The 24,603-nt window shown below is 57.3% G+C and carries 20 protein-coding genes and 2 pseudogenes; 10 read left to right on the top strand and 12 right to left on the bottom strand.

The genetic code is table 11. The features are described from left to right. Nucleotides 1–26 precede the first annotated feature (26 nt). Both ACJ2A4_RS02095 and ACJ2A4_RS02090 read right to left on the bottom strand, forming a co-directional pair. Nucleotides 27–1,622, bottom strand: a complete 1,596-nt coding sequence (locus tag ACJ2A4_RS02095) for a cisplatin damage response ATP-dependent DNA ligase (RefSeq protein WP_408873419.1) — start codon at nt 1,620–1,622, stop codon at nt 27–29. Next, nucleotides 1,619–2,641 carry a ligase-associated DNA damage response exonuclease gene (locus ACJ2A4_RS02090; RefSeq protein ID WP_408873418.1) on the bottom strand — a complete coding sequence of 341 codons (1,023 nt, stop codon included), beginning with the start codon at nt 2,639–2,641 and terminating at the stop codon, nt 1,619–1,621. Before ACJ2A4_RS02090 ends, ACJ2A4_RS02095 begins: the two co-directional genes overlap by 4 nt. 71 nt (nt 2,642–2,712) lie before the next feature. Between ACJ2A4_RS02090 and ACJ2A4_RS02085 the strand changes: the two genes are divergently transcribed. After that, nucleotides 2,713–5,136 (top strand): ligase-associated DNA damage response DEXH box helicase, encoded by a 2,424-nt coding sequence (locus ACJ2A4_RS02085; protein WP_408873417.1) that lies wholly within the window; start codon nt 2,713–2,715, stop codon nt 5,134–5,136. Further along, the gene (pdeM, locus tag ACJ2A4_RS02080) at nt 5,133–5,798 is read left to right on the top strand and encodes a ligase-associated DNA damage response endonuclease PdeM (protein WP_408873416.1); all 666 of its coding nucleotides are present in this window, start codon (nt 5,133–5,135) and stop codon (nt 5,796–5,798) included. The genes ACJ2A4_RS02085 and pdeM overlap by 4 nt, the downstream gene beginning before the upstream one ends. Before the next feature lie 33 nt (nt 5,799–5,831). Here pdeM and ACJ2A4_RS02075 read toward each other — a convergent pair whose 3' ends face one another. From ACJ2A4_RS02075 to ACJ2A4_RS02065, 3 genes are read right to left on the bottom strand one after another with little or no spacing between them, the layout of a single operon-like run. After that, a complete protein-coding gene (locus ACJ2A4_RS02075) occupies nt 5,832–7,286 on the bottom strand; it encodes an efflux transporter outer membrane subunit (protein ID WP_408873415.1) in 1,455 nt (484 codons plus the stop codon). Next, nucleotides 7,283–8,461, bottom strand: coding sequence for an HlyD family secretion protein (locus tag ACJ2A4_RS02070; RefSeq protein ID WP_408873414.1), 1,179 nt, complete (start codon nt 8,459–8,461; stop codon nt 7,283–7,285). Before ACJ2A4_RS02070 ends, ACJ2A4_RS02075 begins: the two co-directional genes overlap by 4 nt. A gap of 51 nt (nt 8,462–8,512) precedes the next feature. Then, on the bottom strand, nt 8,513–10,066 hold the full coding sequence (locus ACJ2A4_RS02065; protein WP_408873413.1) for an MFS transporter: 1,554 nt from the start codon (nt 10,064–10,066) through the stop codon (nt 8,513–8,515). Between the two features lie 401 nt (nt 10,067–10,467). Between ACJ2A4_RS02065 and ACJ2A4_RS02060 the strand changes: the two genes are divergently transcribed. Then, nucleotides 10,468–12,204, top strand: coding sequence for a PAS domain-containing protein (locus ACJ2A4_RS02060; protein WP_408873412.1), 1,737 nt, complete (start codon nt 10,468–10,470; stop codon nt 12,202–12,204). A 235-nt stretch (nt 12,205–12,439) separates the two neighbouring features. Beyond that, nucleotides 12,440–12,835: pseudogene (locus ACJ2A4_RS02055) on the top strand (transposase); the annotation flags it as partial. A 23-nt stretch (nt 12,836–12,858) separates the two neighbouring features. On the opposite strand, the gene ACJ2A4_RS02050 reads toward ACJ2A4_RS02055, so the two are convergent. The 4 genes from ACJ2A4_RS02050 to ACJ2A4_RS02035 all read right to left on the bottom strand — a co-directional run bounded on the left by ACJ2A4_RS02050 (nt 12,859) and on the right by ACJ2A4_RS02035 (nt 17,650). Further along, a complete protein-coding gene (locus tag ACJ2A4_RS02050; protein ID WP_408873411.1) occupies nt 12,859–14,766 on the bottom strand; it encodes a hypothetical protein in 1,908 nt (635 codons plus the stop codon). Nucleotides 14,767–14,810: 44 nt separating this feature from the next. Beyond that, on the bottom strand, nt 14,811–15,221 hold the full coding sequence (locus tag ACJ2A4_RS02045; RefSeq protein ID WP_408873410.1) for a hypothetical protein: 411 nt from the start codon (nt 15,219–15,221) through the stop codon (nt 14,811–14,813). Between the two features lie 98 nt (nt 15,222–15,319). Beyond that, nucleotides 15,320–16,115, bottom strand: a protein-coding gene (locus ACJ2A4_RS02040) for an IS5 family transposase (protein ID WP_408873290.1) whose coding sequence is annotated in 2 segments (ribosomal slippage) — nt 15,320–15,776 and nt 15,775–16,115 — 798 coding nt in all. Because the reading frame shifts where the segments join, the coding sequence is not laid out codon by codon here. Between the two features lie 167 nt (nt 16,116–16,282). Continuing rightward, nucleotides 16,283–17,650, bottom strand: coding sequence for an MFS transporter (locus ACJ2A4_RS02035; RefSeq protein ID WP_408873409.1), 1,368 nt, complete (start codon nt 17,648–17,650; stop codon nt 16,283–16,285). A gap of 101 nt (nt 17,651–17,751) precedes the next feature. On the opposite strand from ACJ2A4_RS02035, the gene ACJ2A4_RS02030 reads away from it, so the two are divergent. Beyond that, complete coding sequence (locus tag ACJ2A4_RS02030) at nt 17,752–18,369, top strand: TetR family transcriptional regulator (protein ID WP_408873408.1); 618 nt, start codon at nt 17,752–17,754, stop codon at nt 18,367–18,369. Between the two features lie 234 nt (nt 18,370–18,603). Here ACJ2A4_RS02030 and ACJ2A4_RS02025 read toward each other — a convergent pair. Further along, nucleotides 18,604–18,684 (bottom strand): annotated as a pseudogene (locus ACJ2A4_RS02025) (3-oxoacyl-ACP reductase); the annotation flags it as partial. Here ACJ2A4_RS02025 and ACJ2A4_RS02020 point away from each other — a divergent pair. Together ACJ2A4_RS02020 and ACJ2A4_RS02015 are read left to right on the top strand one after the other, a co-directional pair. Continuing rightward, nucleotides 18,683–18,979, top strand: a complete 297-nt coding sequence (locus tag ACJ2A4_RS02020) for a hypothetical protein (protein ID WP_408874175.1) — start codon at nt 18,683–18,685, stop codon at nt 18,977–18,979. The pseudogene ACJ2A4_RS02025 and the gene ACJ2A4_RS02020 overlap by 2 nt on opposite strands. 272 nt (nt 18,980–19,251) lie before the next feature. Continuing rightward, complete coding sequence (locus tag ACJ2A4_RS02015; protein WP_408873407.1) at nt 19,252–20,598, top strand: PQQ-dependent sugar dehydrogenase; 1,347 nt, start codon at nt 19,252–19,254, stop codon at nt 20,596–20,598. A gap of 81 nt (nt 20,599–20,679) precedes the next feature. Here ACJ2A4_RS02015 and ACJ2A4_RS02010 read toward each other — a convergent pair whose 3' ends face one another. Further along, nucleotides 20,680–21,795, bottom strand: a complete 1,116-nt coding sequence (locus ACJ2A4_RS02010; RefSeq protein ID WP_408873406.1) for a metallophosphoesterase — start codon at nt 21,793–21,795, stop codon at nt 20,680–20,682. A gap of 111 nt (nt 21,796–21,906) precedes the next feature. Further along, on the bottom strand, nt 21,907–22,836 hold the full coding sequence (locus tag ACJ2A4_RS02005; RefSeq protein ID WP_408873405.1) for an SDR family NAD(P)-dependent oxidoreductase: 930 nt from the start codon (nt 22,834–22,836) through the stop codon (nt 21,907–21,909). Nucleotides 22,837–23,008: 172 nt separating this feature from the next. On the opposite strand from ACJ2A4_RS02005, the gene ACJ2A4_RS02000 reads away from it, so the two are divergent. The 3 genes from ACJ2A4_RS02000 (at nt 23,009) to ACJ2A4_RS01990 (ending at nt 24,596) form a co-directional block, all read left to right on the top strand. Further along, entirely contained in the window at nt 23,009–23,590 is a 582-nt protein-coding gene (locus ACJ2A4_RS02000) for a TetR/AcrR family transcriptional regulator (protein ID WP_408873404.1), read from the top strand. A gap of 138 nt (nt 23,591–23,728) precedes the next feature. Beyond that, nucleotides 23,729–24,088, top strand: coding sequence for a LysR family transcriptional regulator (locus tag ACJ2A4_RS01995; protein ID WP_408874072.1), 360 nt, complete (start codon nt 23,729–23,731; stop codon nt 24,086–24,088). Next, complete coding sequence (locus ACJ2A4_RS01990) at nt 24,066–24,596, top strand: LysR substrate-binding domain-containing protein (RefSeq protein WP_408873403.1); 531 nt, start codon at nt 24,066–24,068, stop codon at nt 24,594–24,596. Before ACJ2A4_RS01995 ends, ACJ2A4_RS01990 begins: the two co-directional genes overlap by 23 nt. The last annotated feature ends 7 nt before the right edge of the window (nt 24,597–24,603 follow it).

The raw sequence follows: 24,603 nt of genomic DNA, 5'->3' as shown, positions 1-24,603 counted from the left end.
TAGGGTTCAGGAAGCGATGCTACGTTCTACAGAAACGCACGGATGAAGTCTTCGAGCGTATCGGCTTCCTCTGCGGGCTTATCGGTCCGGATGCGTGCAACCCGTGGGAAACGCAGCGCCACACCGCTCTTATGGCGCTTGGAATACTGCGCGGCATCAAATGCAATTTCGAGAACCAGCCCGTGAGCGACTTCCCGAACCGGGCCGAAACGCTTGGTCGTGTGGTCACGGATCCATTTGTCCAGAAACTTGAGTTCCTCATCCGTAAAGCCTGAATAGGCCTTGCCGATCGGCACAAGTTCCCGCTTTCCGTCGACTGTGCGCCACAGGCCAAAGGTGTAGTCGGAATAGAAGCTGCTGCGTTTGCCGTGACCGCGTTGCGCGTACATGACAACCGCATCGACAGTCAGAGGCTCGCGTTTCCATTTCCACCACGGGCCGCGGGGACGACCGGGCAGATAGGGGCTGTCAGCCTTCTTGAGCATCAGCCCCTCAATGCCTTCGCTTCGCGCGCTGTCGCGGAGCTTGGCCAGATCTTCGAAGTTCCGGAACGCAATCAGATCGGACAGGACCATCCGCGGTGGATTGAGGCGTGCGAACCAGCTTTCCAGCCGCTGCCTTCTGATGTCGAAAGGCAGAGGCCTCAGATCCTCGCCGTCTTCAAACAGGATGTCATACAGCCTGATCCCGGCGGGCATGTCACGCAGCATGGAGGCCGTGGGCGATTTGCGGTTCAGTCTCTGCTGGAGATCGGCAAACGATGCGACAACATCGTCTCGCACCACCAGAAGCTCACCATCCAGAACGACCCTGCTGCCCAGATCCTGCATCGTGGCCAGCACATCCGGAAAGGCCTTGCCGATATCCTCGGCCGTCCGGGTATAGACACGCTCGCCCTGCGGGGCAGAAACAAGCTGTACTCGGATGCCGTCCCATTTCCACTCCGCCCGCCATTCAGCTGGATCGAATGCGGCAAGATCAACATTCTCCAGAGGCTGGGCCAGCATGAGAGGCCGGAAAACAGGCGCATCCTTAGCATCCGGCTTCGGGCCTTTTCCCTCGACCCACGCAAAGAGGGCCCCATAGGGGGCCTTCAGTCCATGCCAGACTTCCTCGATGTCATCGGGCGCCACGGAAGCCAGTTCGGCCAGCGCCGTTTTCGCCAGCCGGGCCGATGCGCCGACGCGGAGGGAGCCGGTAATGAGTTTGAGAAGCGCATAGCGTGATGAGGCATCGCAGGCATCGAGCCATCGCCTCAGGACATCCGGCACATCCGCCTTGGGCAGGCGATCCAGCGTATGTACGACCTCCGCCAGACCGGGGGCGGCCTCGCTCTTATGCGTCTGGCTTTCGGGCTGCCAGATCAATGCAACCGTTTCCGCAAGGTCTCCGACATAGTCATAAGACCAGGCAAAGAGTTCAGGATCGATCCGCTCCATGGCCAGGGACCGGAGCATGGCCGGTTTGGCCGCCGCAAACGACAGGCTTCCGGCCATTGCCGCCAGAGCGTATCCCCGGTCCGGATCAGGCGCCATGGCGAAATACTCTTTCAGCAGAGCAAGCTTCATGTTTCGCGAAGGTGTAAAGGCCAGACGTTCCAGAAGGGTGGCAAACTCGATCATGCCACGGCGTCCTCTTCGGCCTGCTCATCGTCTTCTTCATAGCCGATCAACCGAAGGGCGCGGCCCCGGACTCCAAGCTGTCCCAATGCATGGATCAGCGCTTCTTCACGGCCATGCGTCACCCAGATTTCCTTTGCGCCCGTCGCCTGACACGTATCCAGCAGGGCATCCCAGTCCGCATGATCGCTGATGACCATAGGAAGCTCGATCCCGCGCGCCTTCGCCCTTTGCCGGACATGCATCCAGCCGGATGCCAGACAGACAACAGGATCCGGCAGGCGCCGCGCCCACCGGTCGGCTATGGCAGATGGAGGCGCCAGCACGATGCCGCCGCGCATCTCACCTTTCTTGGCCGCAGTAGCGGATTTCAGTTCTCCCAGCCGGATACCGAAACTCTCATACAGGCTGCACATCGGCAGGAGTGCACCATGAAGCCAGAGCGGCTCGTGATACCCGGCATTCCGAAGCAGCGCGATCAGGCGCTGGCATTTGCCAAGCGCGTAGCAGCCTACGACATGCGTCCGCTCCGGAAAGAGGCGAACGTCATGAAGCAGTTTTCCGATTTCATGCGCAGGATCAGGCAGCCGGAAGACAGGGAGACCAAAAGTGGCCTCTGTCACAAACAGATCGCAGGAGACGACTTCGAAAGGCGTGCAGGTTGGATCGGGAGCCCGCTTGTAATCGCCACTGACGACAGCGCGCTGTCCCTGATACTCCATGACGATCTGTGCACTGCCCAGCACATGTCCCGCTGGCGCAAGCCAGAGCCGTACCGCGCCAACGGATATGACTTCTCCATATTCCAGAGCCTGCTGGCTTTCTCCGGCACGATCCTCGCCCATGCGCAGGCGCATGATCGACAGGGTTTCCGGCGTGGCGGTGACGTGCTGATGGCCCGGTCTCGCATGATCGGAATGACCATGGGTAATAACGGCATGGGCCACCGGCTGAAGCGGGTCGATGTAGAATGCACCGGGGACGCAGAAGAGGCCCTCCGGTTTCAGTTCAAGCCAGTCCACCCAAGTCTTCTCCGTCAACTCTTCGAGAACAGGAAAAGAACCCGCGAAACACGTATGCGTTCCTTGAAGAAATGAGCATCCATCTTCCTGAACCTTTTCAGACCTGGTTTTTACAGCAGGGCTGGACCCCACGGCCTCATCAGCTGGCCATGCTTCAGGCGGCGGAAGACGGGGTTTCCGCACTTCTCATCGCGCCGACTGGCGGCGGAAAGACACTGGCAGGCTTCCTGCCCAGTCTCATCGAGCTGGCAAAAGGCTCTTATGCTGAAGGCGGGCTGCACACGATCTATGTCAGTCCCCTCAAAGCCCTTTCAAACAATATCGCAGAGAGCCTGTCCCGACCGATCATGGAGATGGGCCTTCCTGTCCGCATTGAAGTTCGCAGCGGAGATACGTCCGCAGCCCGCCGGAAAAGACAGCAGAAAAATCCGCCACATATTCTCCTGACGACGCCGGAAAGTCTGGCGCTGCTCCTGTCCTACCCGGACGCTGCTGAATATTTTTCCACGCTCCGCGCCCTGATCATTGATGAAGTCCACGCGCTGGCCGGCACCAAGCGGGGCGATCAGCTTGCCCTGTGTGCCAGCCGCCTGCGAACGTTTGCACCTGCAATGCGATGTAGTGGGTTATCCGCGACTGTGGCGCATCCTTCCGCCATTGCGGCGTGGGTGTCCCCGACCGGGCATGCGTCAGGCGTGCGGATTGTCACAGCGGAAGACGGAGTGCGCCCCGACGTTCATGTGCTTTTGCCGGATCAGCGGGGGTATCTGCCCTGGGCAGGGCGGACCGGTCTGGGAAGCGCCACTGCAATCCTGACAGCGATTGCCGCCGCCCGCCTGACCATCGTGTTCGTCAACAGCCGCGCGCAGGCGGAACTGCTGTTTCAGGCCCTGTGGAAAGACAATACGGAAAACCTGCCGATCGGGCTGCACCATGGCAGTCTGGACACGACGAGGCGGGCGAAGGTCGAAGAGGCCATGGCACAGGGCGCCCTGCGTGCGGTTGTCGCGACATCCTCGCTCGATCTGGGACTGGACTGGGGGGCGGTGGACCAGATCATCCAGGTGGGGGCGCCAAAGCAGATCTCCCGCCTGACGCAGAGGATTGGCCGGGCCAATCACCGGATGGACGAGCCCTCGCGTGCGCTTCTCGTCCCGGCCAACAGGTTTGAGGTGCTGGAATGTGAGGCCGCCAGAGAGGCAGTTCTCCGCCATGAACTGGATGGTGCGCCACCGCGTGCAGGAACATTCGACGTGCTGGCCCAGCATGTTCTGGTCACGGCCTGTGCAGGCCCGTTCTTTCCGGACGCGCTCTATGAGGAAGTCCGGCGCACGGCACCTTACAGCCAGCTGTCACGAACCGATTTTGACGATATCATCCGCTTTGCCGAAGACGGCGGCTATGCGTTGCAGGCCTATGACCGTCACCAGCGCCTTTTCCGGGATTCACTGGGGCAGCTCTGGGTCCGCAATGAACAGATCATCCGGCAGTTCCGGATGAATATCGGAACGATTGTCGATACGCCTCTGCTTCGCGTCAAATCCCGGCGCGGCAAGACATTCGGGGAGATCGACGAGTATTTCGCCTCGACACTTGTTCCGGGAGACACGTTCCTGCTGGGCGGCGAACTGCTTGAATTTCTGGGAATGCAGGATACCACCGTACAGGCTGCCCGGGGGCGCGGCAAGGATCCCCGGGTGCCGGTCTATGGCGGAAACCAGCTTTCCATTTCACCCGGTCTGGCCCGACATGTCCGGGAAATACTGCATGCGCCGTCATCCTGGGACGTTCTGCCGCCATCCGTGCGGGACTGGCTGACCTTGCAGTCAGAGCGTTCCCGTCTGCCTGAACCGGAACAGCTTCTGGTCGAGACCTTCCCGCATCGTGGATGGCACTATCTGGTGGCATATACTTTCGAAGGACGGAATGCGCATCAGACGCTTGGACTTCTGCTGACCAAAAGGCTGGAAGACACGGGAAAAGGGCCATTGGGGTTTGTGGCCAACGATTACATGGTGGCCTGCTGGTGTGTTCATCCGCCCGGTTCCATAACGGATCTGTTCAGCAGAACCCTGCTGGAAGGCAGTCTGACGGAATGGCTGGACGAAAGCTCAATGCTGCGGCGCACATTCCGGGACGTCGCCATCATTGCCGGGCTTGTAGAGCGGAATTATCCGGGACGGGAGAAAAACCGGCGCCAGATGACGATCAGCAGTGATCTGCTGTATGACGTTCTCCGGAAATACGATCCCGATCATATTCTTCTGCGGGCTACACGTCTGCAGGCTGCTGAAGGCCTGACCGATCTCGCCCGCCTGTCAGAGATGCTGGAGCGTATCCAGGGGCATATCGAGCATGTCAGCCTCCCGCATGTCTCACCGCTGGCGGTACCCGTTCTGCTTGAACAGGGACGCGAAAAAATTCGCGGCGGAGAGGGGGAAGATTATCTTCTGGCGGAAGCGGACAGGCTTTATGAACTGGCGGCAACACTATGACATTCCGGGAGATCGAACTCGCAGACGAGCGGATATGGCTCCTTGCGGGCGGTGCCGTCTTCCTGCCGGAGACGCAGACGCTTGTGGTGGCGGATCTGCATCTGGGGAAGGGAACTTCCGCCCGGACACGCGGCCTCCTGCTTCCGCCCGGAGATACGGTTTCAACACTGGAGAAGGTCCAGTGCCTCGTCGAGGACTATAAGCCCCAGCTTCTGATTGCGCTTGGAGACAGTTTTCATGATGTCAAAGCCGGAGAACGTCTCCTGGATATTGAAAAGACAATGCTCCGGGCGATCGCCTCACAGACCTCCATTCTCTGGATCACGGGTAATCACGATGCCCTTCCGGTTCCGGAGATCGCGGGTGAATGGCTTGAAGACTATCGTTCCGGCAATCTGATACTGCGGCATATCCCGTCTGAAACAGTCCCTATGGGGAAAGCAGAACTCGCCGGGCATCTGCATCCAAAGATCAGAATGCGGATCAGAGGGCATACCATGAGCCGCCCCTGCTTCATGAAAGGGCCGGACCGCCTCATCCTGCCGGCGCTCGGGTCCTATACAGGCGGACTGGATGTTACTGACCCTGCGTTCAGCAGCCTGTTTGCAGATGGTTCAGCAGCCTATGTCTGGAGCGCGGACCGGATCAGCCGTGTCGCCTGAATTCAGCACTGAAAAGCCTGCAAACCAGCAGATCTATGAATGAGACGCCGATGAAGGCGTTTCGGCATACTGCCATCCCCCGCCCAGAGCGCGGTAAAGCGCCACAAGCGCCGTTTCCGTCCGCGTCTGGCTGATGGAAAGGGCGGACTGGCTGGAAAGCAGGGCCGCCTGTGTTGCCACGACGTTCAGATAATCAGTGGCTCCCTGCTGGTAGCGCTCACGCGCGGCGTTGAAGGCAGCCCTGTTCTGGAAGAAAGACTGTTCCGTCAGGCTGTGCGTGGACTGTGCCTTGGCATAGGCCGTCATGGCATCATCGACTTCGCGCCAGGCATTCAGGACTGTATTGCGCCAGGTCAGCACGGCTTCACGTTGAGCCGCCTTGCGGAACTGGAGTGTGGAGATCAGCCGTCCGCCTTCGAAAACCGGAACATTCAGGGTCGGGCCAACACTGAACTGCTTTGCGGGCAGGGAAAAGAAATCGGCAGCGGAGAAGGACTCCGTTCCCATGTTCCCGGCGAGCGTGATGTCCGGATAAAAAGCCGCCGTGGCCACACCGACCTCGGCAGTCGCGGCATGCAGCCGTGCTTCAGCCTGAAGCACGTCCGGACGACGACGGGTCAGTTCTGACGGCACACCCACGGGAACGCTGGCGGGAAGAGGTGGCTGGATGGCAGCAGGTCGCAGTTCGGCTTCGAGGGCACGGGGAGGTTCTGCCAGCAATAGACCGATGGCGTTGATAAGGGCCGCTTCCGAGTTTTCCAGACCGGGCAGATCCGCGCTCATGCTCGCAAGCTGTGCGGCGGCCTGTGAAACATCCAGATTTGTGGCGACGCCATTGGCAAAGCGGTCCTGCACCAGCTTCAGGCTCGTCCGGGCAAGATCAATGTTTGAACGAAGAATGGCCTGCTGCTGCTGGATACCGCGGAGCTGCATGTAGCTTGTGGCCAGGTCGCTGACAGCCGCGAGAGCCGTGGCGCGACGGGCGGCAAGGGTCGCTGTTTCGTTGGCGCGCTGGGCCTCGACGCTGCGGCGGATGGTGCCGAACAGATCCAGGTCCCAGCTGGTGCTCAGGACGTTTTCATACAGATTGAAGTTCATGCTCGAACCGGGGCGCGGCTCGGCAAGGGAGAAAATGCCCTGCTTGCTGAGCTGGCGATAGGCATAGGAGCCAGACCAGTTGGCCTGAGGCAAGCCTGCGGAGGCAGCTACCTTCATCTGCGAACGGGCCTCGCTGATACGTTCAGCGCCGATCTGCAGGTCGAGGTTCTGCTGTCCAAGGCGACTGACAAGGCTGCTCAGTTCGGGATCATGGAAGCTCTGCCACCACTGCGTATCGACAGCCCCCGCATAGGTCTGGCTCTCGCTGGCAGGCTCGGATCCCCAACTGGCGGGAGCGTTCATGGTCGGGCGATGGAAATTCGGCCCCATGGTGCAGGCCGAAAGCACCAGACTTCCGGTCAGCAATGCGGAAACAGACCGGAACTTCATGGCGTAACGGCCGGGATGGAAGATGGTGGAGGCGCCGTCACACTCGTGGGGCTCTGGAGCTGTTCGGCCGTGACGTTATCAAGATTGGTATCGACGGTGGTTTCCACCGAGAAACCAAGCCGTAGCAGACGGGCAAGCGGTTGGTTGGGCGCAAGGATGATCTTGACCGGCAGACGCTGGACGATCTTGGTGAAGTTTCCGGTCGCATTCTCTGGTGCGATCGGGGCGAAGACAGCGCCCGAGGCTGGAGGAATGCTGTCCACGATCCCGTTCAGGGTCATGTCATAGGCATCTACGTGAATTTTGACGGGCTGGCCGGGGCGCATGTGATGCAGGGCAAGTTCGCGGTAATTAGCGCGGATCCAGATCTGGTCGAGCGGGACAAGCGCCATCAGCGCCGCACCCGGAGCAACATAATTTCCGGTCTGGACGCTGCGTTCGCCGATCATGCCGTCTTCCAGTGCGCGGACCTTGGTATAGGACAGGTTCAGTTCGGCCTGATGGACATGGGCGCGATCCATCTCCACCGTCGCCTGCGCGAATTTGTGCCGGGCCTGAAGGATGGGAATCTGGGCGCGGGCTGCAGCAATACGCGCTTCAAGGGACTGGAGCGTGGCTTCCATTTCGCGCAAATTGGCCGTGGACTGCTGATGTTCCTGCGTGGAGCCAGCGCCTGTACGGGCCAGATTGGTATAACGCTGATCGTTTTGACGGGCGAAAACGAGCTGGGCCCGGATACGGGCGGCTTCCCCGACATTTTCATCAATGACGGAGGGCTGGCGTGATACGCTGGCGGCCGCGTCCTGCACGAGCGCCTCATCCCGGGCGAGCGTCGCACGGCTCTGGTCCAGTGTGGTCTGGTAATCGTGAGGATCCAGCTCAACAAGCACCTGTCCGGCCCGTACGGGCTGGTTGTCCGTCACGTCCACGGCAACGACCTGTCCGGCGATACGGGGGGCGACAACGGTGTAATGCGCCGTGACATAGGCGTCATCGGTCCAGACATGGCGGTTGGGCACGAAAATAATGGCCAGAACGACAACAACGAAGATCAGGACAATCAAGCCACCGCCGATGAACAGCCAGCGGGTGATGGTACGGTGCTTTTGGTCCTGCTTCTTTTTCTTCTCCTCTTCCTGGGGATTCTGGGAAGAGTTGTCGTTCTGATCCGCCATTCTGCGGCAATTCCTTTCTTTCCCTGCCGCCTGGCGGGAAGGCTTCTGAAGTTATTTCGACTGAAACACGATACGGGGGGGATAGGTTCGAACCGGAAGTACGCAGACCCAGATCATCAGGAACACGACGAGACTGCTGAGTACGACCCAGTCATCGCTAAAGGTCAGGGTTGCGGTCTGTCGGGTCATCTGGGCATGCAAAGCGGTCATGCTCCCGGGATAGGCAGGCTGGCCGGACGGCGTAAGAGGAGCAGGACGTTGCAGAACAGGGTTGTTTCCCTGCACCAGACTGTAGCGGACCTGACCAAGACGGTCGGCAATCCGGTCTGAATGAAGCGAGCCGCGTTCGCGATGCATAAGCTGGAGCAGCCAGATCCCGACGGCTTCTGCAACAGCACGCGGCGTATTGACCATGGCCGAAGCAAAAGGCCCTTCCGAAGCATCAAGTGTGTTAGTGGACATCATCAGCAAAGGCATGACGATCATGGCGTCCCCAATGCCCTGCAAGCCCTGCCACAGATAGAACTGGTCGCGGTTCCAGTTTGAGGTGAGGAAGAAATCACCGATGCAGGCAGTCAGGATGCAGGTCATGCCGATGAAGCTGACAATGCGGGAATCAACCCAGGTCTTGTTCAGCACAACTGCCATCAGGGGCAGCATTACGAGCTGGAGACCTGCGATCTCAAGCGTAACGGGGTAGATCTGCTCCGGACGATAACCTGCGGCAGATTGCAGAAAGGACGCTGGCAGAGTGGAAGACGACAGGGAAATGACGACGAAGGTCAGCAGGGTACTGGCGCCATAGGCGAAGTTACGACGGCCAAGGAGCTGGAACTTGAACAGGGGGAGGGGGTGGAACCACTCATTCAGGACAAACAGCGGGATACAGACAAGACTTATCAGTCCCAGAACGCAGATGAACGGACTGTTGAACCAGTCCATCCAGTCACCCATCTGGAGCATGATCGAGAAAGAACCCATTCCGAAGACGATCAGCAGAAAGCCCTTCCAGTCGAACTTCCAGAACCGCTCATGCTTCGGGGGATCAACTGGCATGCCGTACCACAGCAGCAGGAAGGACAGGGTGCAGAGCGGGATCGACTGCCAGAAGACGAACCGCCAGTCCACGAGATCAGTCCACAATCCGGCGAATGTCATGCTGAGATTGGGAAAGAACGTGGCAGTCAGGGAATAGGCTGCCAGACCGTAAAGCCGTATGGGCGGGGCGAGGACACGCAGGGCGATCGTCATCAGTAGAGGAACGGTAAAGCCACCGGTCAGCCCCTGAAAAACGCGCAGGATGTATAGCAGGGACAACGTTGAGGTGAACGGAATGAGGCTGGACGCCAGAACTGCGAGGATTGCCACGAAGAATGAAAACCGGCGCAGGGTCAGGGTCACGGCCAGCCATGGCGATACTGACATTCCGATGATTTCGGCCGTCACATAGAGGCTCGAAAACCAGCGCTGGGAGTCCATGCTGAGCCCAAGGGCACCGGCAATGTCTGGCAGGGCCTGGGCAGAGACCTGCTCGTTCATTTCTGTAGCAAAGGAAAGGGCAATGATCCCTGCAAGCCCGAACAGCGACCTCTGCTGGCTTGTCATAAGAAAGTCGGGAAAGGGGAAAGATGCCTCATTCTGATAAGTATGCGGACAGGACCGGGAGGGCTTCAACCTAATTTGTACGTATCGAAGATAAGGAAAAATTTAGAATTTTAAGAATAATCTCAACACCAAAATCGAGCGTTATAGGGTGTCAGCTTTAGAAAAGGGCTTTTATAAACCTTTATCAGCCGCAAATATCGCTGTCGATCCACACAATGGACAAACAGCTTCATCGACGCAGTTTGAGTTTCGGTGAAAGCCCTTCCAAATTGTCTCGTATCAATCTCCCCTTTTTCAGGGAGGTGATATTTATTTGAAAAAATCCTTATAGCTTTATTGATGTTGCCGGGCAGTTCATGAGATGAACAGAAGTACAATTTTCCACTTCGCTGGCGTCAATCATGAACACCCAAGATAAAAACTCTGAGGACTTTTCGTCGTCTCAGGCGTCAGCGGCTCAACCTTCCACTGACGATCTTGAAAGTCTGGGAGATCGGGAGGCCCGGCATTGGGCTCAGGCAGCAATCAGCGATCCGACCTTGGAAAACAGAAGCAATGTTTTCTTCGCAGCTGTCGAAATGACCAGAATGCCCATGATCCTGGCTGATCCAAGGCTGCCTGACTGTCCTATCGCCTTCGCCAATAATGCCTTTCTGGACCTGACTGGCTACGAAGCCAGTGAAGTCGTAGGGCGGAACTGTCGCTTTCTACAGGGCGCTGGCACCGATCCCAATGATGTCCGGCAATTAAGGAAAGCGATTGCTGATCGCAAACCAGTTGCTCTGGAAATCCTTAATTATCGACGGAACGGGAAACCTTTCTGGAACGCGGTTTTCATGGGGCCGGTTTTTGATGAGCAAGGCCAACTTATTTACTTCTTCGCAAGCCAGCTTGACGTTTCAAAGCGTAGGGAGAGTGAAATGGCTCTCCGGCAGGGCCAGAAGATGGAAGCCATAGGACAGCTTACCGCCGGACTTGCGCATGATTTCAATAATTTATTGCAGATTTTAATTAACAGTCTGCAGCGTATGCGGGAAAAACGCCTCGATCATCAGGCCTTCGATCGGCAGCATATGATTGCTGAGCAGGCGGCAGAACGTGGAGCAAAGCTTACGCGCCAGCTGCTGTCTTTTGCGCGCCGGAACAGGCTTGATCCTAAAGAAAACAATTTGAGCAGTCTGATTAATTCTTTCAGGGAATTGATAGAAATGTCTGCTGGAAGTCAGATTGCCCTATACCTCAATTTGCAACTCAGATTACCGAGCGTCAAACTGGATGCAAACTATTTCGAGATGGCTCTGCTGAACGTTATTACCAATGCACGCGATGCGTCTTCGCCAGGCAGTTCCATTACAGTCAAAACAAAACTCATCCATCTCAATGAAGATGCAGAAGCCCGTCGCCTGAAACCCGGTGATTATGTTGTTGTAACCGTGATGGACGAAGGGCAGGGCATGCCTCGCCATATTGTCCAGCGAGCAACAGAACCGTTTTTTACAACAAAGGCTTCAGGGCAGGGGACCGGGCTGGGTTTGGCGATGGTTCAGGGATTTGTCCAACAGTCTGGCGGCCGTCTGGAAATTGAGAGTGAACCAGAACACGGCACAAGCATAAGCATGATTTTTCCGATTTATACGCCAAAGGAGAGTGCTGAGCCCGTGTCAGAGGGTGCAGGTTATAAAGCTCATCCAGTTGCAGATGATTCTCACCCTCCACAAATCCTGGTTGTGGAAGATAATTCGGATATTGCACAGTTTGCAGCAGAATCTCTTACGGAAACAGGATATCAGGTGACTGTTGCTCAAAACGCAGTTGAGGCTCTGGATGCCTTTGAAAAGGCAATTTCCACGCGACAGCCCTTCAGTGCTGTTTTTTCTGACGTCATCATGCCGGGCGGCCCGAATGGTCTGGTGCTTGCAGAAAAGATCAGTGCAATAAGTCCAAATACCCCCGTCATCCTGACGACCGGCTACAACGATGAAATGTCTTTGAATGCTCCAGAAAATAATAATTTCGAGGTATTGGGAAAACCTTATCAAAGATCTGAACTGATAGATCGCATCCAGGCAGCTCTCAGTCATGGTGCGCGGACAGGTCAAAATCGTCGTGTATCTGACTTTGGATATGCAGAAGAATGAAAAAGATACTCTTTAAATGCTTTGAAGAGTAAATCCTGATTTCCTATCCATAACTTACGATAGGATTTTTGTGGATCAGCAGTAAAAAAGATACGATCGAGAGAATAACAAACCGTTACCTGTCTTAATTCTGCGTAAATTTGTTAATTATACAGGCTGGCTGACTGCCGCCCCCCCAAAGAGCCATGGCAGACGCCGCGTTGATGACTGCCGCGTGTTGAGCGGTATGATTTTTGTGAACACGAAGCTGCCTGCCGTTGTTGATCAGAACGGACGACCGTTGAGCGTCTTCATGACAGCGGGACCGATCAGTGATGATACCGGTCCGCTGCCCTCTTGGAACAGTCTTGCTGCAGCACAGTGGATGCTGGGAGACCGGGGTTATGACGCCGACTGGTTCAGGGATGCCCTGGAGGGAAAAGGGATCAGACCCTGCATTCCCGGACGGAAATCCCGTGCAGAACCTGTCAGCTACGGCAGGCGGAAATACAAACGGTGCAACCGCATCGAAACCATGTTCGGAAGGCTCAGGGACTGGCGGCGGGTCGCAACCCGCTACGACAGAGGCCCGACCATCTTCGTCTCGGCCATCTGCCTCGCTGCAACCGTCATGTTTTGGTTAAAGTCCTGAGCCTAGTCAGAATGTCAGGCGCATCAGTTACACGCCGTGGAACTACGGTAAAGCTGCCCCGACGAATTGAGGCAGGCATAGGCGTTACCGCTGCCCGTCAGCGCAGTAGTCGTGATGCTGCCGTCTGACCCGAGAACGGTCTTAGAGGAGCCACTGCCCACAATAAGCGCGTTTCCGGTAATATTCCCCGGAAGGGATAAGCTGCCGTCCGAACCGATAATGGTCTTCGTGGCACCACTGCCGGCGATGATGGCGTTCGCGGTGACGTTGTTGTAAAAAGTGGCGTTGCCATCAGAGGAAATTACGGCCTTGCCGGAAACAATAAATCCATTTGCGGTAACGTTGCCGTTTCCATCCGCAGCAAAAGTGGCATTGGTATTCGTAATAGTACCCCCGGAGACTTTTCCCAGAACCCCAAAATCCTGAGTAGCAACGGCGTTTCCATCCGCCCCGACTGTTAGAGTACACAACATGTTTGTGGATGAAGTATTGGAAGCGCAGAGCGAAACCTGTCCCGGGTTGCCGCCTATGCCAAAACCCACCGCACCCAGACCCTGACCACCGTTCTTTTCGATCAGGGGTGAAACACCCTCGGTCCCGGATTTATAACCGCCTAGATACATCTCCGTGCCATTGACACCTGTCCCTGAGGCCAGGTGATGCAGGTAGCCGATGAGCCGCATATTGTCGGTGCTGTCGGTAAAACCATCATGCTCGAACATGATTTCGTCTGCATCGGATGAGCTGACACCACCATTGCCACGCGCACGGAAACCGTTGGAGCGGATGGACCATGCTGTCGGTCCTTCTCCAAGATCGAAGAGCACCGGATACTGTGGGGCATTAATAGACCAGATAAAGCTGTCCGCGCTTGGGGCATTTCCCTGGGTGTTCAAAGCGAAAAGGCGGCCGTTATATTCGCCGGTCGGCAGGTCGTTCGTCAGATCGAACTCTGCGAACCCGAAGCCGCGTGTCAGGCTGTTGGGTCGGGCTGCCTTGGAAATGTCGAGACGCCAGTTTGCGGTTCCGACATTCGTGACCCCACCGATTGCAGCCACAGGACGGCCATAGTTGCTCCACCCTGTATCCAGGCTGGAAAAATCAGGAACCTGCCCTGACGCACCATTTCCGGCCCCGGGAATAGCCCACCCCTTCACGTCAATATGTGTCGGGTCCGCGACATCCACGACAATAGATGCGTAAGCAGGGTAGGTCGGCAAATCTGTTGCCGATGAGAACGTTACAGGAGATGATCCATCAGGGACGGAATTTGTCAGCACATACTGCCCATAGTGGATGCGCTCCATCTGTACGGGTGTCATTGCCGTTTTGAGGACAATCTGCGTCGCCGTGTAACTCGCCACGTCAAACAACAGTTCGGGTTCACGGTTCTGGGCACCCAGATACTGGATTGAGCCATCTGCAGGTGCATAAGACGCGATACCGGTTGGACCATCGACCCATGCCGTATTCAGGCCGATGCTGTTCTGGGTTACCGACCCATTTGTGTCCACGACACAGAGAAGGCATCCCTGTCCCCCGATGCCATCGGCGGCACCGAAAGTATAAAGCTGCGAGTTCGCACCAAAATCGCCGTTTGCGAGCGTACCGATCCGCGTGCCACCCACCAGCACGGCACCGGGTTTCATGAGGTTCCAGTAATTGCGCCCTGGGAGAGTGTCACTGCTCTGGCTTGGATTTGCTACCAGGATCGGAACACCGTTGGGATCGAGCAGGGAACTCGTTCCCTCCGACGCGAGCGGGGCTGTCACATTTCCATTCGTATCCAAGCCCGCCACGCCGTTAGCAATGTTTTTTTGGAGCGCACCCATGATGGTAGCAAGGGTCTCGTTGTTCCAGGATGTACCCGCTGCATGGATGACGGTATCAATAGACAAGCCAGATAGCGGTTTGAACTGGGCATGCGCCACACCAGCACTTGCGAGCAGCATCCCGGTAAAAAAAGCCAGTTTCCTCATGAGGATTTCTCCGTATCCTGAATGACGCCGTCGTTTTTCTGGAAGCCCGCTAGTGTAGCAGATGCTCCCATGAGCGGGAGAGCTTCCATTAGATTGCGAAGCGATGCAGCCATTGCGTCGACAGTCAGCGGGGCGCCGCTGACGGTTCCTGTTACAGGCGAATAGGCCAGAGAACCGTTATCCATCCACAGACCGCCACCTTCAGGCGCGGTAGTAGGCAAATTGGGCAAGAGCGTGAGAAGTCCGAGTGACGCAATTACCGGCGCAAAATCGGATATCAGAATATTATAAGGTTGGTATTCTTTTATGCCACCAACGCCGTTGGTCACGGGTTTCAGGCAAAGCAATAGGTCTGACGCAGAAACCGTATTTTGGTTCAGCGCCGGGTTCGACCAGTTCTGATTCATATTTTCTTATCCCAAAAGGAGGATTTCACCAGCGCTATCTGTAACGAATGCACCCCATGCTTGTGCTGCGTTGGGAGCATAAACGGGATTAGGGCCTGTTAGGGCTTGATCCAGTCTGCTGCGGCAGCGATGTGGATGACCGCGAGGAACGACGTTGCTGTTTTTTCATATCTGGTTGCGACAGCGCGCCACTCCTTGAGGCGAGCCCAGAGGTTCTCGACAAGATGTCGACACCGATAGGCCCATTTTGGGCAGGCGACCGGGCCATCGCGTCGTTTCGCAGGAATGGCGGGCCGGGCTCCCATGTCCCATATCCGTTCACGAAAGGCATTTGACGCATAGCCCTTGTCCGCTACTACCCACAGGGGAATGGCGGGAAGGTTGTCGAGCATGGCTGGTGCCAGGGGCAGTTCATGAGCCTGTCCGGGGGCCAGCGCAAAACCGAAGGCTTTTCCATGTCCATCAGCGATCACGCAGACTTTCGTGCCATAGCCGCCGCGAGAGCGGCCAAGTGCTTCACGATGGTCCCGCTCTTCGAAAGAGGCCCCTTTTTTGGGCTCCCGCCGCCTTGTGGTGAGCCCTGATGTTCGTACCATCCAGAAAAGTCATTCCGAACGCCACTCCCTGTTGTTCCTGAACCAGTTCGAGCAGGCGTTCCCATACGCCGAGCTTCGCCCAGCGGATGAAAAGCTGCGCAGCCCGCCACCACGGACCCAGTTCAGCGGGGATGCTCCGCCATTTCGCGCCATTCTCATGACGCCAGAAAATCGCTGCTATCGTCCGCCGCAGATCATGTGGCGGCGTCTTGCCCCTCGGGCGAACCTCCTCAATCAGAGGTTCCCAGATCGCCCATGTCTCGTCCGTAAAGGTGCCTGTTCTGTCTCCTTCTTCCATCCCTACAATATGGGAAGAAATTCAAGATCTAACAGGCCCTAAACACCTAGGGTTGTCATTATGTCCGCTGTTCAGCTCGTTTTATTCCATTACAGACATTCGGCTTTCCCCCGTTCCCGACTAATTCTCTATTAACGCGTATGTAGAGCCTGGCTCTGGCAGAAAGCCTATGTCTGTTGACCCGCCTCATACCGAACAACCCGACGCGAAACACTGAGCATAGCTCCGAGAAGCGCAAATCCTGTGGCCAGTTCAAGGCAATGGACGGCCCCACCGCTACCTTGAGACATGCCAAAGACCAGGGCCACTAATGCAGAGCCAAGCGCCCAGCCTATTGTACGTGCGACAGCCAGCATACCACTTGCGGCGCCACTCCGTGTTGCCGGGCCTGAAGTCATGACCGTCAGATTATTCGGCGTCTGATAAAACCCGAAACCAATGCCGCAAAGCGCCATTCGCCAGGCAACATTCCAGAAAGCCGGGTGAGGCGGCATGACGCTCAGTGTGGCTAATCCTATGGCCAAAATCGACAGACCGATGCTACTCAAAAGAGACGCAGGGTGCCGGGTAGCCAGACGTCCAGCAAAAGGGGCCGCCGCCGCAACGAGTAGTGGCCAAGGCGTCACAAGCAGACCTGTCGTAACAGCAGACTGGTGCATGACTGTCTGGAAAAGAAAAGGCAGGGCGACATACGCCAGAATTTGTGCCGCATAAGCGCAGATGGAAGTCAGAATTGACAGCGAAAACAAGGGTATAGCCAGCAGATCGAGAGGCAGCATAGGCGTCTGCTGTCTTTTCTGTTGTCCATAGAGGAGAAGGGTGCAAAGCAGGCCCGCTCCAATTTCGATCATTGCCAGTTCATGTTGCTTCTGCCCCAACGCATCAACGCCCAGAATGCCCAGCCCCAGAGCCCCTACGTTCAGCAACGCTCCGACCCAGTCGAACGAGAGTGGGGTGCGGGGGCTTGCAGGGGCGGCTCGCAGAAAAAGCGCGACAGCCATCAGGCCAATCGGCACGTTGATCAGAAACAGCCAAGGCCAGGTCGCAACTGCCAAAACTACCGCCGCCAGAGTAGGTCCAACTGCGGCTGAAATCGCAACCGCCAGTGCGATGATAGCAAAAGCTTGATGCAGCATGCCTCTGGGGTAGACACTGCGCACAAGAGCGCCACTCAACGCCGCCATACACGCTGCCCCGAGCCCCTGAACAACACGGGCTCCGATGAGGACCTCAAGAGAGCCAGAAAGCGCACAGGCGAGGGACGCTGCTGTAAAAAGCATCATCCCGAACCCGTAAACCCGTTTAAGGCCCAGTGAATTTGCCAGAGCCGCAGCGGGCAAGAGACTGACGGCAACCGTCAGATGATAGACATTGACGATCCAGACCGTCAGGGTCTCGCTACAGTTAAGGTCGCGTGAGATTGTCGGGAGGGCAATGTTGGCAATCGCTCCGTCCAGTCCTCCCAGAACAATGCCCAGCACGGCGCAGAGCATGACCAGACGACGCTGCGCATCGGAAACAGGGGGGACGGCCATAAAATATTCCAGTAATTTGATTCTGACAGAGTGGTCTTGTGCCCAGCCTGTAAAATATCAATACTTCGTATTCTTCGACAATTCGCGTTCCCGGACCCCTTATGCCCGCACCGGTTTCTGTTTCATATTTACAGAGAAAACAGCCAAAACAGGCACGATCCACACGGCTGGTTGAAACGATTTTGACGGCAGCCATTCGCGTTTTGGAAGAGGAGGGAGTAGAGCGTTTCACGACTGCGCGGGTGGCAGAAAGTGCCGGGATCAGCATAGGGTCGCTCTACCAGTATTTTCCCAGCAAAGCGGCAATTCTGTATCGCCTGCAAACCGATGAATGGCGCGACACGGCGGAGCTGACGCGCTCAATCTTGCAGGATCACACCCATCCACCCTTTGCTCGGCTGCGCAAGCTGGTGCACGCCTTTTTGCAATCAGAATGTAATGAAGCCGAGATGCGGACGGCTTTATATGCTGCTGCCCCCTTCTTTTGCCAGACTGCAATTGCACAGAAAAAAGACAGCGATATCGGCCGGTTTCTAAACGATGCGTTTCCTGAGATTCCTGCGGCTGGTCGGGCTCTTGCCGCGGAATTGATTGAGGTCACTCTCAAGAGAGGCGGAAAGTCATTTTCCGAGACGGCACGCAGCGCTCAGGACATTCTCGAGTATTCAGATGCTATGGCTGATATGTTCGAAGCCTATCTGAAGCAGCTTTGCCCGTGAAAGTCTTCTCCTTCCGTTCCGGCTGATGCCTTGAAAGCGGGGAGGAGCGGTGAACCGCTACATCGGAAAAGGGGCGCTCCTTTTATCTCATGATCTCAAGAAGACAAGAGGAAGACAGCCCACATTCCAGACAATTATCCCTTCTATTTCATGGAAGATACTGCAGATGCATGTAAAATTAACAAATTTAAAATCCGGCGTTTGATATCAAACACAGCAGAGAATGACGGATGTTCAGATAGCCTGTCCGCCCGAGACTTCAATCCGTTGCGCGTTGACCCTTCGATTGTCCTCGGACAGTAGCGAGGCGATCATGAGCAATGTTGCTCGGGAACGGTCGGGGAAGGCTTCGGGCTGCGGAGAGGGGTGTGGGCATCCTCTGGAATTTGCTGATGCTATCGTCGCAGGAGATCTGTCCGATGCGCTCGCCGGACGGGGAAACGTCTCTCGCAATCTGGCTATCAAAAAGGCCCATCACGCCTTCGCTGATGGTTTTTCAATAACCCTTCTGGTCGCAGCAGCCTTCGCATTGTTCTCGTCTATCCTGGTGTATGCACTGATGCGACCGCGCAAGGTCAATGCGCCACACGATGCCTCTGCGTCTGGTTAACTGAGAGCATTGGGTCTCGGGGAAATTACTTTGCGAAGCTGCATCTTCTTCTTTGACAGGAAAGGGGATCGATTAGGTGTACTCGCCCTTTCACAAAGCCAACCAGTTTCTGGAGCTGGTACCGCGTCCGACGTCTCTCGCCACGAACGTCATAAGGATCCCCGCGTGGACGAGACGACAGTATCTTACCATGCTCATCCGGGAGAGGGTCTTGTTCTGTCGAACGACACGGATTGCAGGGGTTTGCGGCAACATGGAACAGGGAAGTTGATATGAAAACATGGATACGCTGGAGCGGGGCCGGAGTGATGGGACTTGCTGTACTTGGCGCCATCACCTGGAAGACAGTACTGCATCCGGAAGCCGCCATGCTTCCCGTTTCGGCAGGAACCGGCTTTCATCCAGAACTCCCACAACCCAGGCATACCCTGATTCCCACCGTAAATATAGCGACGCCTATAGGTTGGTCGGCCAACCAGACGCCTGTGCCCGCAGCGGGACTGGCGGTTTCAGCCTATGCAAAAGATCTTGACCATCCCCGGTGGCTTTACCGATTACCGAATGGGGACATTCTGGTTGCTGAGAGTAACTCGTCAAAAACGGACATTTCGACCCTTAAAAATCGTGTTGCAGGACTGGTGATGGGCCAAGTCGGTGCAGGGGAGAGCAGTCCGAACCGGATCATCCTGCTGCGTGATAGCGTGGGCTCAGGGATCGCAGATACTCGTACGGTGTTCCTCGATCATCTCTACTCACCCTTTGGAATGGCGTTGGTGGGCAATGATCTCTATATCGCCAATGCCAATGCGATCTTCCGCTTTTCCTATCATGAAGGAGCCACGCGGATTGATACGCCGGGAACCAAGGTCGCGGATCTGCCGGCGGGCTACAACCACCACTGGACCAAAAACCTGCTCGCCAGTCCTTATGGCCGCTTCCTTTATGTGACCATCGGTTCCAACAGCAACATCGCTGATAACGGGATGCAGTTCGAGGAGGGGCGGGCACGGATCGACCGGCTCGATCTGACTACAGGGAAACTCACGCCCTATGCGACCGGGCTGCGTAACCCGAACGGTATGGCTTTTGAGCCGAAAAGGGGTGCCCTGTGGGTGGCAGTCAACGAGCGTGACGAAATCGGTAGCGATCTCGTTCCGGACTACATCACGTCGGTCAAGGAAGGCGCGTTCTATGGCTGGCCTTACAGCTATTACGGTCAGCACGTTGATACACGGGTTTCACCGCAACGGCCGGATCTCGTCGCGCAGGCGATTGCGCCGGATTATGCGCTTGGACCGCACACGGCTTCGCTTGGCATTACTTTCTCCCAGAATGCCACCAGGCTTCCGGATACCTGGCGTTACGGGTTGTTTGTTGCACAACACGGATCGTGGAATCGCCGCCCGAAAAGTGGCTACAAGGTCATCTATGTGCCGTTTTCCAACGGAAAACCATCAGGGCTGCCGGTTGACGCACTTATGGGCTTTCTGACACCAGATGAAACGCATGTGCATGGTCGGCCAGTAGGCCTCACGATTGATAGCTCAGGGGCATTGCTGGTTGCTGATGATGTGGCAGGCGTCGTGTGGCGCGTGACAACATCACAGGATCACGAATAAAGCAGCCGGGATGAAAAGCTGGCCTGAACCAGGGCCATAACAGGTTTACGCCTTCTGTCATGATATGCGTAGCGCCGCGCTCTATCCGGCCCGCAGATGAAACCGCGTGATCTCGGACGGCACGCCCAAACGGAGCGCGAAGCCAGGCCATAGACCGGTTCCGTTACTGACATAGAGCGTCATACCGCCCACCTGGTAGCGTCCGGAGACAAAGCCGTTATTGCCCCGTGCCACGAGCCGGTCGAGGCCGCGGATCATCCCGCCACGCGTATGGCCCGAGAGCTGAAGCGCCACACCTCGGGCCGCCGCGGCCCGGGCGTCTCTAGGCTGATGATCGAGCAGCACAACCGGCGCATGGGCAGGACAGCCCGCCAGCGCGGCGTCAAGATCCGGGCCCACCTGACCGTGCCCGCGTGCCGAGCGATCCGTCACCCCAGCGATCACCAGATGGGCCGTGTCGCGCGTGATCACCCTGTGGTGGTTTTCCAGCATATCGATACCCAGTGCCGACAGATGGCGCATCCAGGCCGCATAATCGAAGAAATATTCATGATTGCCCGGAGCGGCCAGTACGCCATCGGGCGCGCGCAGCTCCGCGAGCGGTGCGACATCGGCACGGCGCATGTCCACCGACCCGTCGATGAAATCCCCCGTCACGACGATCAGATCGGCATCGGCCGCATTGGCTCGTGCCACGACACGAGCGGCCCATCCCGCGGAGAAGAGCCTCGTAATATGCAGATCACTCAGCTGGAGCAGTCGGTATCCATCGAACAGCGGGGATAATCCGCGTATGGTGACGGTCACATCCCTGACAGGGGGCACCCGCAGAGCATTGGTGACACCGATGGCTGCGAGCAGCCCGGCCAGTCCACCTACCGTGACGCGGGCTTCGATGCCGATATGAACCGGCTGCCAGGTAACTAGCGCAACCACCAGCGCGCCGAGATCGAGTGCGAGCTGAAACAGCGTGAGAAACAGGATCGTTCCGACCGCCCAGTTGAACAGAATGATAAGCGGTTTCGGGAACTCCGGTGCGAATATCGAACCGGAAGAGAGCCTGCTCCAGAACTGGAATTGCGACGCCACGATGACGAAGACGGCCACCAGAAGTTTCACGGCAACCGGAAGAGGAAGGGGCCATAACCAGTTCAGGATCACGATCGACAGAAGCAGGCCGAATACGATAATGCGCAAGAGTGTGGTTATCCTCATGGAGAGAGGGAGCCGACGGCTTACGGTGGACGTCGGCGTCCCCGGCACAGCTGTGAGCCTGTGCTGACCCGAAATGTTGTTCCTGCGAACGCGTCAGGCGAAGCGTTCTCCGACCATCTCCTCGCTTTTTGTCCACAGGGCCTCGGCGTGTGCCGGATCGAGAGCGTAGGCGCGGACCCCTGGATTGACCAGACTGATCGGCTGGTCGTCGGGGATCACATCGCTGACGTGACAATCCTCGCAGTAATGCGCACCCACTGCATCGGCATCAGCTATGACGCCGGCCCACACCGAGGTTGCAGCACCCTGAGGGATAGTCTTGAACTGGAGCGGCTCATGACCCTCGGCGATGGCCTGTTCGTTGATCTGGCTTGCCATGGCGTCAATCTCGCCAGGTGCCATGTGCCGCACCAGTTCCGTCATGATTGCACCGGGGTGAACTGCCGTTGCCCGCACGCCCCGTGAGCGATGCCGCGCATCAAAGGCGACGGCAAAGAGAATATTGGCGGTCTTGGAGCGTCCATAGGCCACGAACGGCACGTAAGGCGTATGGTCGAAATTCGGGTCGTCCAGATCAACATCGGCGAAGCGATGTCCGGCCGAGGACACAGTAACCACCCGTGCACCATCGCGCAGCAGGCCGGCGATCCGGTTGATCAGGACGAAATGTCCCAGATGGTTGGTGCCGAACTGCGTCTCGAACCCGTCTTTCGTATGTCCGAACGGCGTCGCCATGACGCCCGCATTGGCGATAACCAGGTCAAAGGGCGCGTCTTGTGCGTTCAGACGGTCGGCGCAGGCGCGCACGCTCGCCAGATCCGCAAGGTCCAACGCGGTAAGTTCGAACGCACCGCCTCCCTGCGCCGCAGCCTCGTGGACCTGATCGGTTGCGTGCTCCGCTTTTGCCAGATCGCGCACCGCGCCCACGACATGCGCGCCATGAGCGGTCAGCGCCCGGGCTGTTTCGACACCCAATCCGGCGGAAACGCCGGTCACGAGAACGCGCTTGCCCTTCAGGGACACGCCGGAGAGAACATCATCAGTCGTTGAGGTTGCGCCAAAAACCTAAGTCATGGGTGGAACTCCCTGAAATGGTGCATCCATTCCTTGCCGAAGCGGCATGGAATGTCTTATGTGGAGCATCGCTCCGCTTTATATATACGGAGCATTACTCCGTTTAACAAGGGGAGGACAGGTGACCGACGTGAAAAAACCCCGTCGCCGACCGCGCAGCGATGGACAGCGCAACCGGGAACAACTCCTGGACGTGGCCAAAACCGCATTTACGATGGGGGAAATGGACATTCCTCTGGATGAAGTCGCACGGCGCGCGGGTGTGGGTATTGGCACGCTCTACCGGCACTTTCCCAATCGCGACGCTCTTATCGAAGCGGTGTATCGCGCTGAACTGGATCGCCTTGCTGAAGCGGCTCCCGTGCTGGCCGCGCAGTATCCACCGGTGGAGGCGCTGCGCGCATGGATGCGACTGTTCGTGGATTACATCGCCGCCAAGCAGGTCATCGCCCCCGCGCTCAACGGGTTGGTTGGGGGAACAGGGGCGCTCTATGCGCATTCCGGCGACGTTCTCAAAGCTGCGGTCAACAGCCTTGTTTCCGCTGCCATCGCTGCCGGTGAGTTCCGCGCCGACATCGAGCCTCTGGATCTGCTCCGCGCTCTGGCGGGCGTTTCAAATTTCTCGGCCGGTCCCGGCTGGGAGAGCAGTGCGAAACGTCTCGTCGATATTCTCATCACGGGCTCACGGTCGTCAGCATCGTAAAGACGCATCCTGTCTACCTGTTGGAACGGCCGACCGTCTGTATCGCGCACAAAATGGCCGCAAGACCGAACCAGGACAACGCGGTTCTTGTGCTAGGGAAAGGGATGTCCCGACCGATATTATTCTGATCTTCGGGGACTGCGCTGTATTATCGATCGAGGCAGTTTCGTTGCTGCTGCCAGAGAGCTTGGCGTGTCGCGTTCGGCGCTCAGTGAAACGATCCGTCGACTGGAAGATTTTGTTGGCGTTCAGCTTCTGAACCGAACAACACGCAGTGTCAGCCCCACGCCCGCAGGGGAGCGTCTGGCAGCGCGGTTCGGTGTGGCGTTTGAAGAAATCGGGGCCGCTTTAAGCGAAGCCGGTGCGATGAGCGGCGAAATTGCTGGTCCGGTGAGGGTTCACGCGCAACGTCTTGGTTACGAGCTTTTTCTAAAACCGCTCCTGCCTGATTTTGTCCGACGTTTTCCCCGGATCAGTGTCGAGGTGCAAGATCGATGATGCCGGAGTAGATATCGTACAGGAACGGTTCGACGTCGGCATACGGCTTGGGGAGATGCTGGATCAGGATGCGATTGCGTTCCCGCTTCAGCCCGGTTTGCGGCAGATTGCCGTTGCCGCCCCGTCCTATCTCGAACGACACGGGGCACCACTCCATCCGCGGGAGCTCCGCGATCACCTCTGTATCGGTTTTCGCTGGCCGGGGCATGCTGCTCTGTATAACTGGGAATTCTGCGAAAACGGCGTCTGGTTCTCCGTGGCCGTCTCCGGTCCACTGACCTTCAATGATCAGCGGGCAGCACTGGATGCCGCCGTTGCTGGCGCGGGCATCGCATTATGGGTTGAGAGCGAGGTCCAGCCGCTTATCGAAGCCGGGCATCTTGTTCCCCTGCTGACAGAGTATTCCGCCGCTTTTCCAGGCTTTGCGCTCTACTATCCCCCGCATCGTCATCGCTCGACTGCGGTCAAGACCTTCATTGCCGCCGTGCGCAGTGCGAAGCAGCCGTGACCGATTG

Source organism: Gluconobacter roseus (genome assembly GCF_046058915.1).
In the GTDB taxonomy this organism is placed as follows: Bacteria; Pseudomonadota; Alphaproteobacteria; order Acetobacterales; family Acetobacteraceae; genus Gluconobacter; species Gluconobacter roseus_A.
Note: the sequence above shows the minus strand (reverse complement) of the source record. Positions and strands in the feature narration are given on the sequence as shown.

What these genes read in the sequence shown, in the direction of transcription:
- ACJ2A4_RS02095 (WP_408873419.1), bottom strand. Translation starts at nt 1,622, where the DNA reads ATGATCGAGTTTGCCACCCTTCTGGAACGTCTGGCCTTTACACCTTCG.
- ACJ2A4_RS02085 (WP_408873417.1), top strand. Translation starts at nt 2,713, where the DNA reads ATGAGCATCCATCTTCCTGAACCTTTTCAGACCTGGTTTTTACAGCAG.
- pdeM (WP_408873416.1), top strand. Translation starts at nt 5,133, where the DNA reads ATGACATTCCGGGAGATCGAACTCGCAGACGAGCGGATATGGCTCCTT.
- ACJ2A4_RS02075 (WP_408873415.1), bottom strand. Translation starts at nt 7,286, where the DNA reads ATGAAGTTCCGGTCTGTTTCCGCATTGCTGACCGGAAGTCTGGTGCTT.
- ACJ2A4_RS02070 (WP_408873414.1), bottom strand. Translation starts at nt 8,461, where the DNA reads ATGGCGGATCAGAACGACAACTCTTCCCAGAATCCCCAGGAAGAGGAG.
- ACJ2A4_RS02065 (WP_408873413.1), bottom strand. Translation starts at nt 10,066, where the DNA reads ATGACAAGCCAGCAGAGGTCGCTGTTCGGGCTTGCAGGGATCATTGCC.
- ACJ2A4_RS02060 (WP_408873412.1), top strand. Translation starts at nt 10,468, where the DNA reads ATGAACACCCAAGATAAAAACTCTGAGGACTTTTCGTCGTCTCAGGCG.
- ACJ2A4_RS02045 (WP_408873410.1), bottom strand. Translation starts at nt 15,221, where the DNA reads ATGAATCAGAACTGGTCGAACCCGGCGCTGAACCAAAATACGGTTTCT.
- ACJ2A4_RS02035 (WP_408873409.1), bottom strand. Translation starts at nt 17,650, where the DNA reads ATGGCCGTCCCCCCTGTTTCCGATGCGCAGCGTCGTCTGGTCATGCTC.
- ACJ2A4_RS02030 (WP_408873408.1), top strand. Translation starts at nt 17,752, where the DNA reads ATGCCCGCACCGGTTTCTGTTTCATATTTACAGAGAAAACAGCCAAAA.
- ACJ2A4_RS02020 (WP_408874175.1), top strand. Translation starts at nt 18,683, where the DNA reads ATGAGCAATGTTGCTCGGGAACGGTCGGGGAAGGCTTCGGGCTGCGGA.
- ACJ2A4_RS02015 (WP_408873407.1), top strand. Translation starts at nt 19,252, where the DNA reads ATGAAAACATGGATACGCTGGAGCGGGGCCGGAGTGATGGGACTTGCT.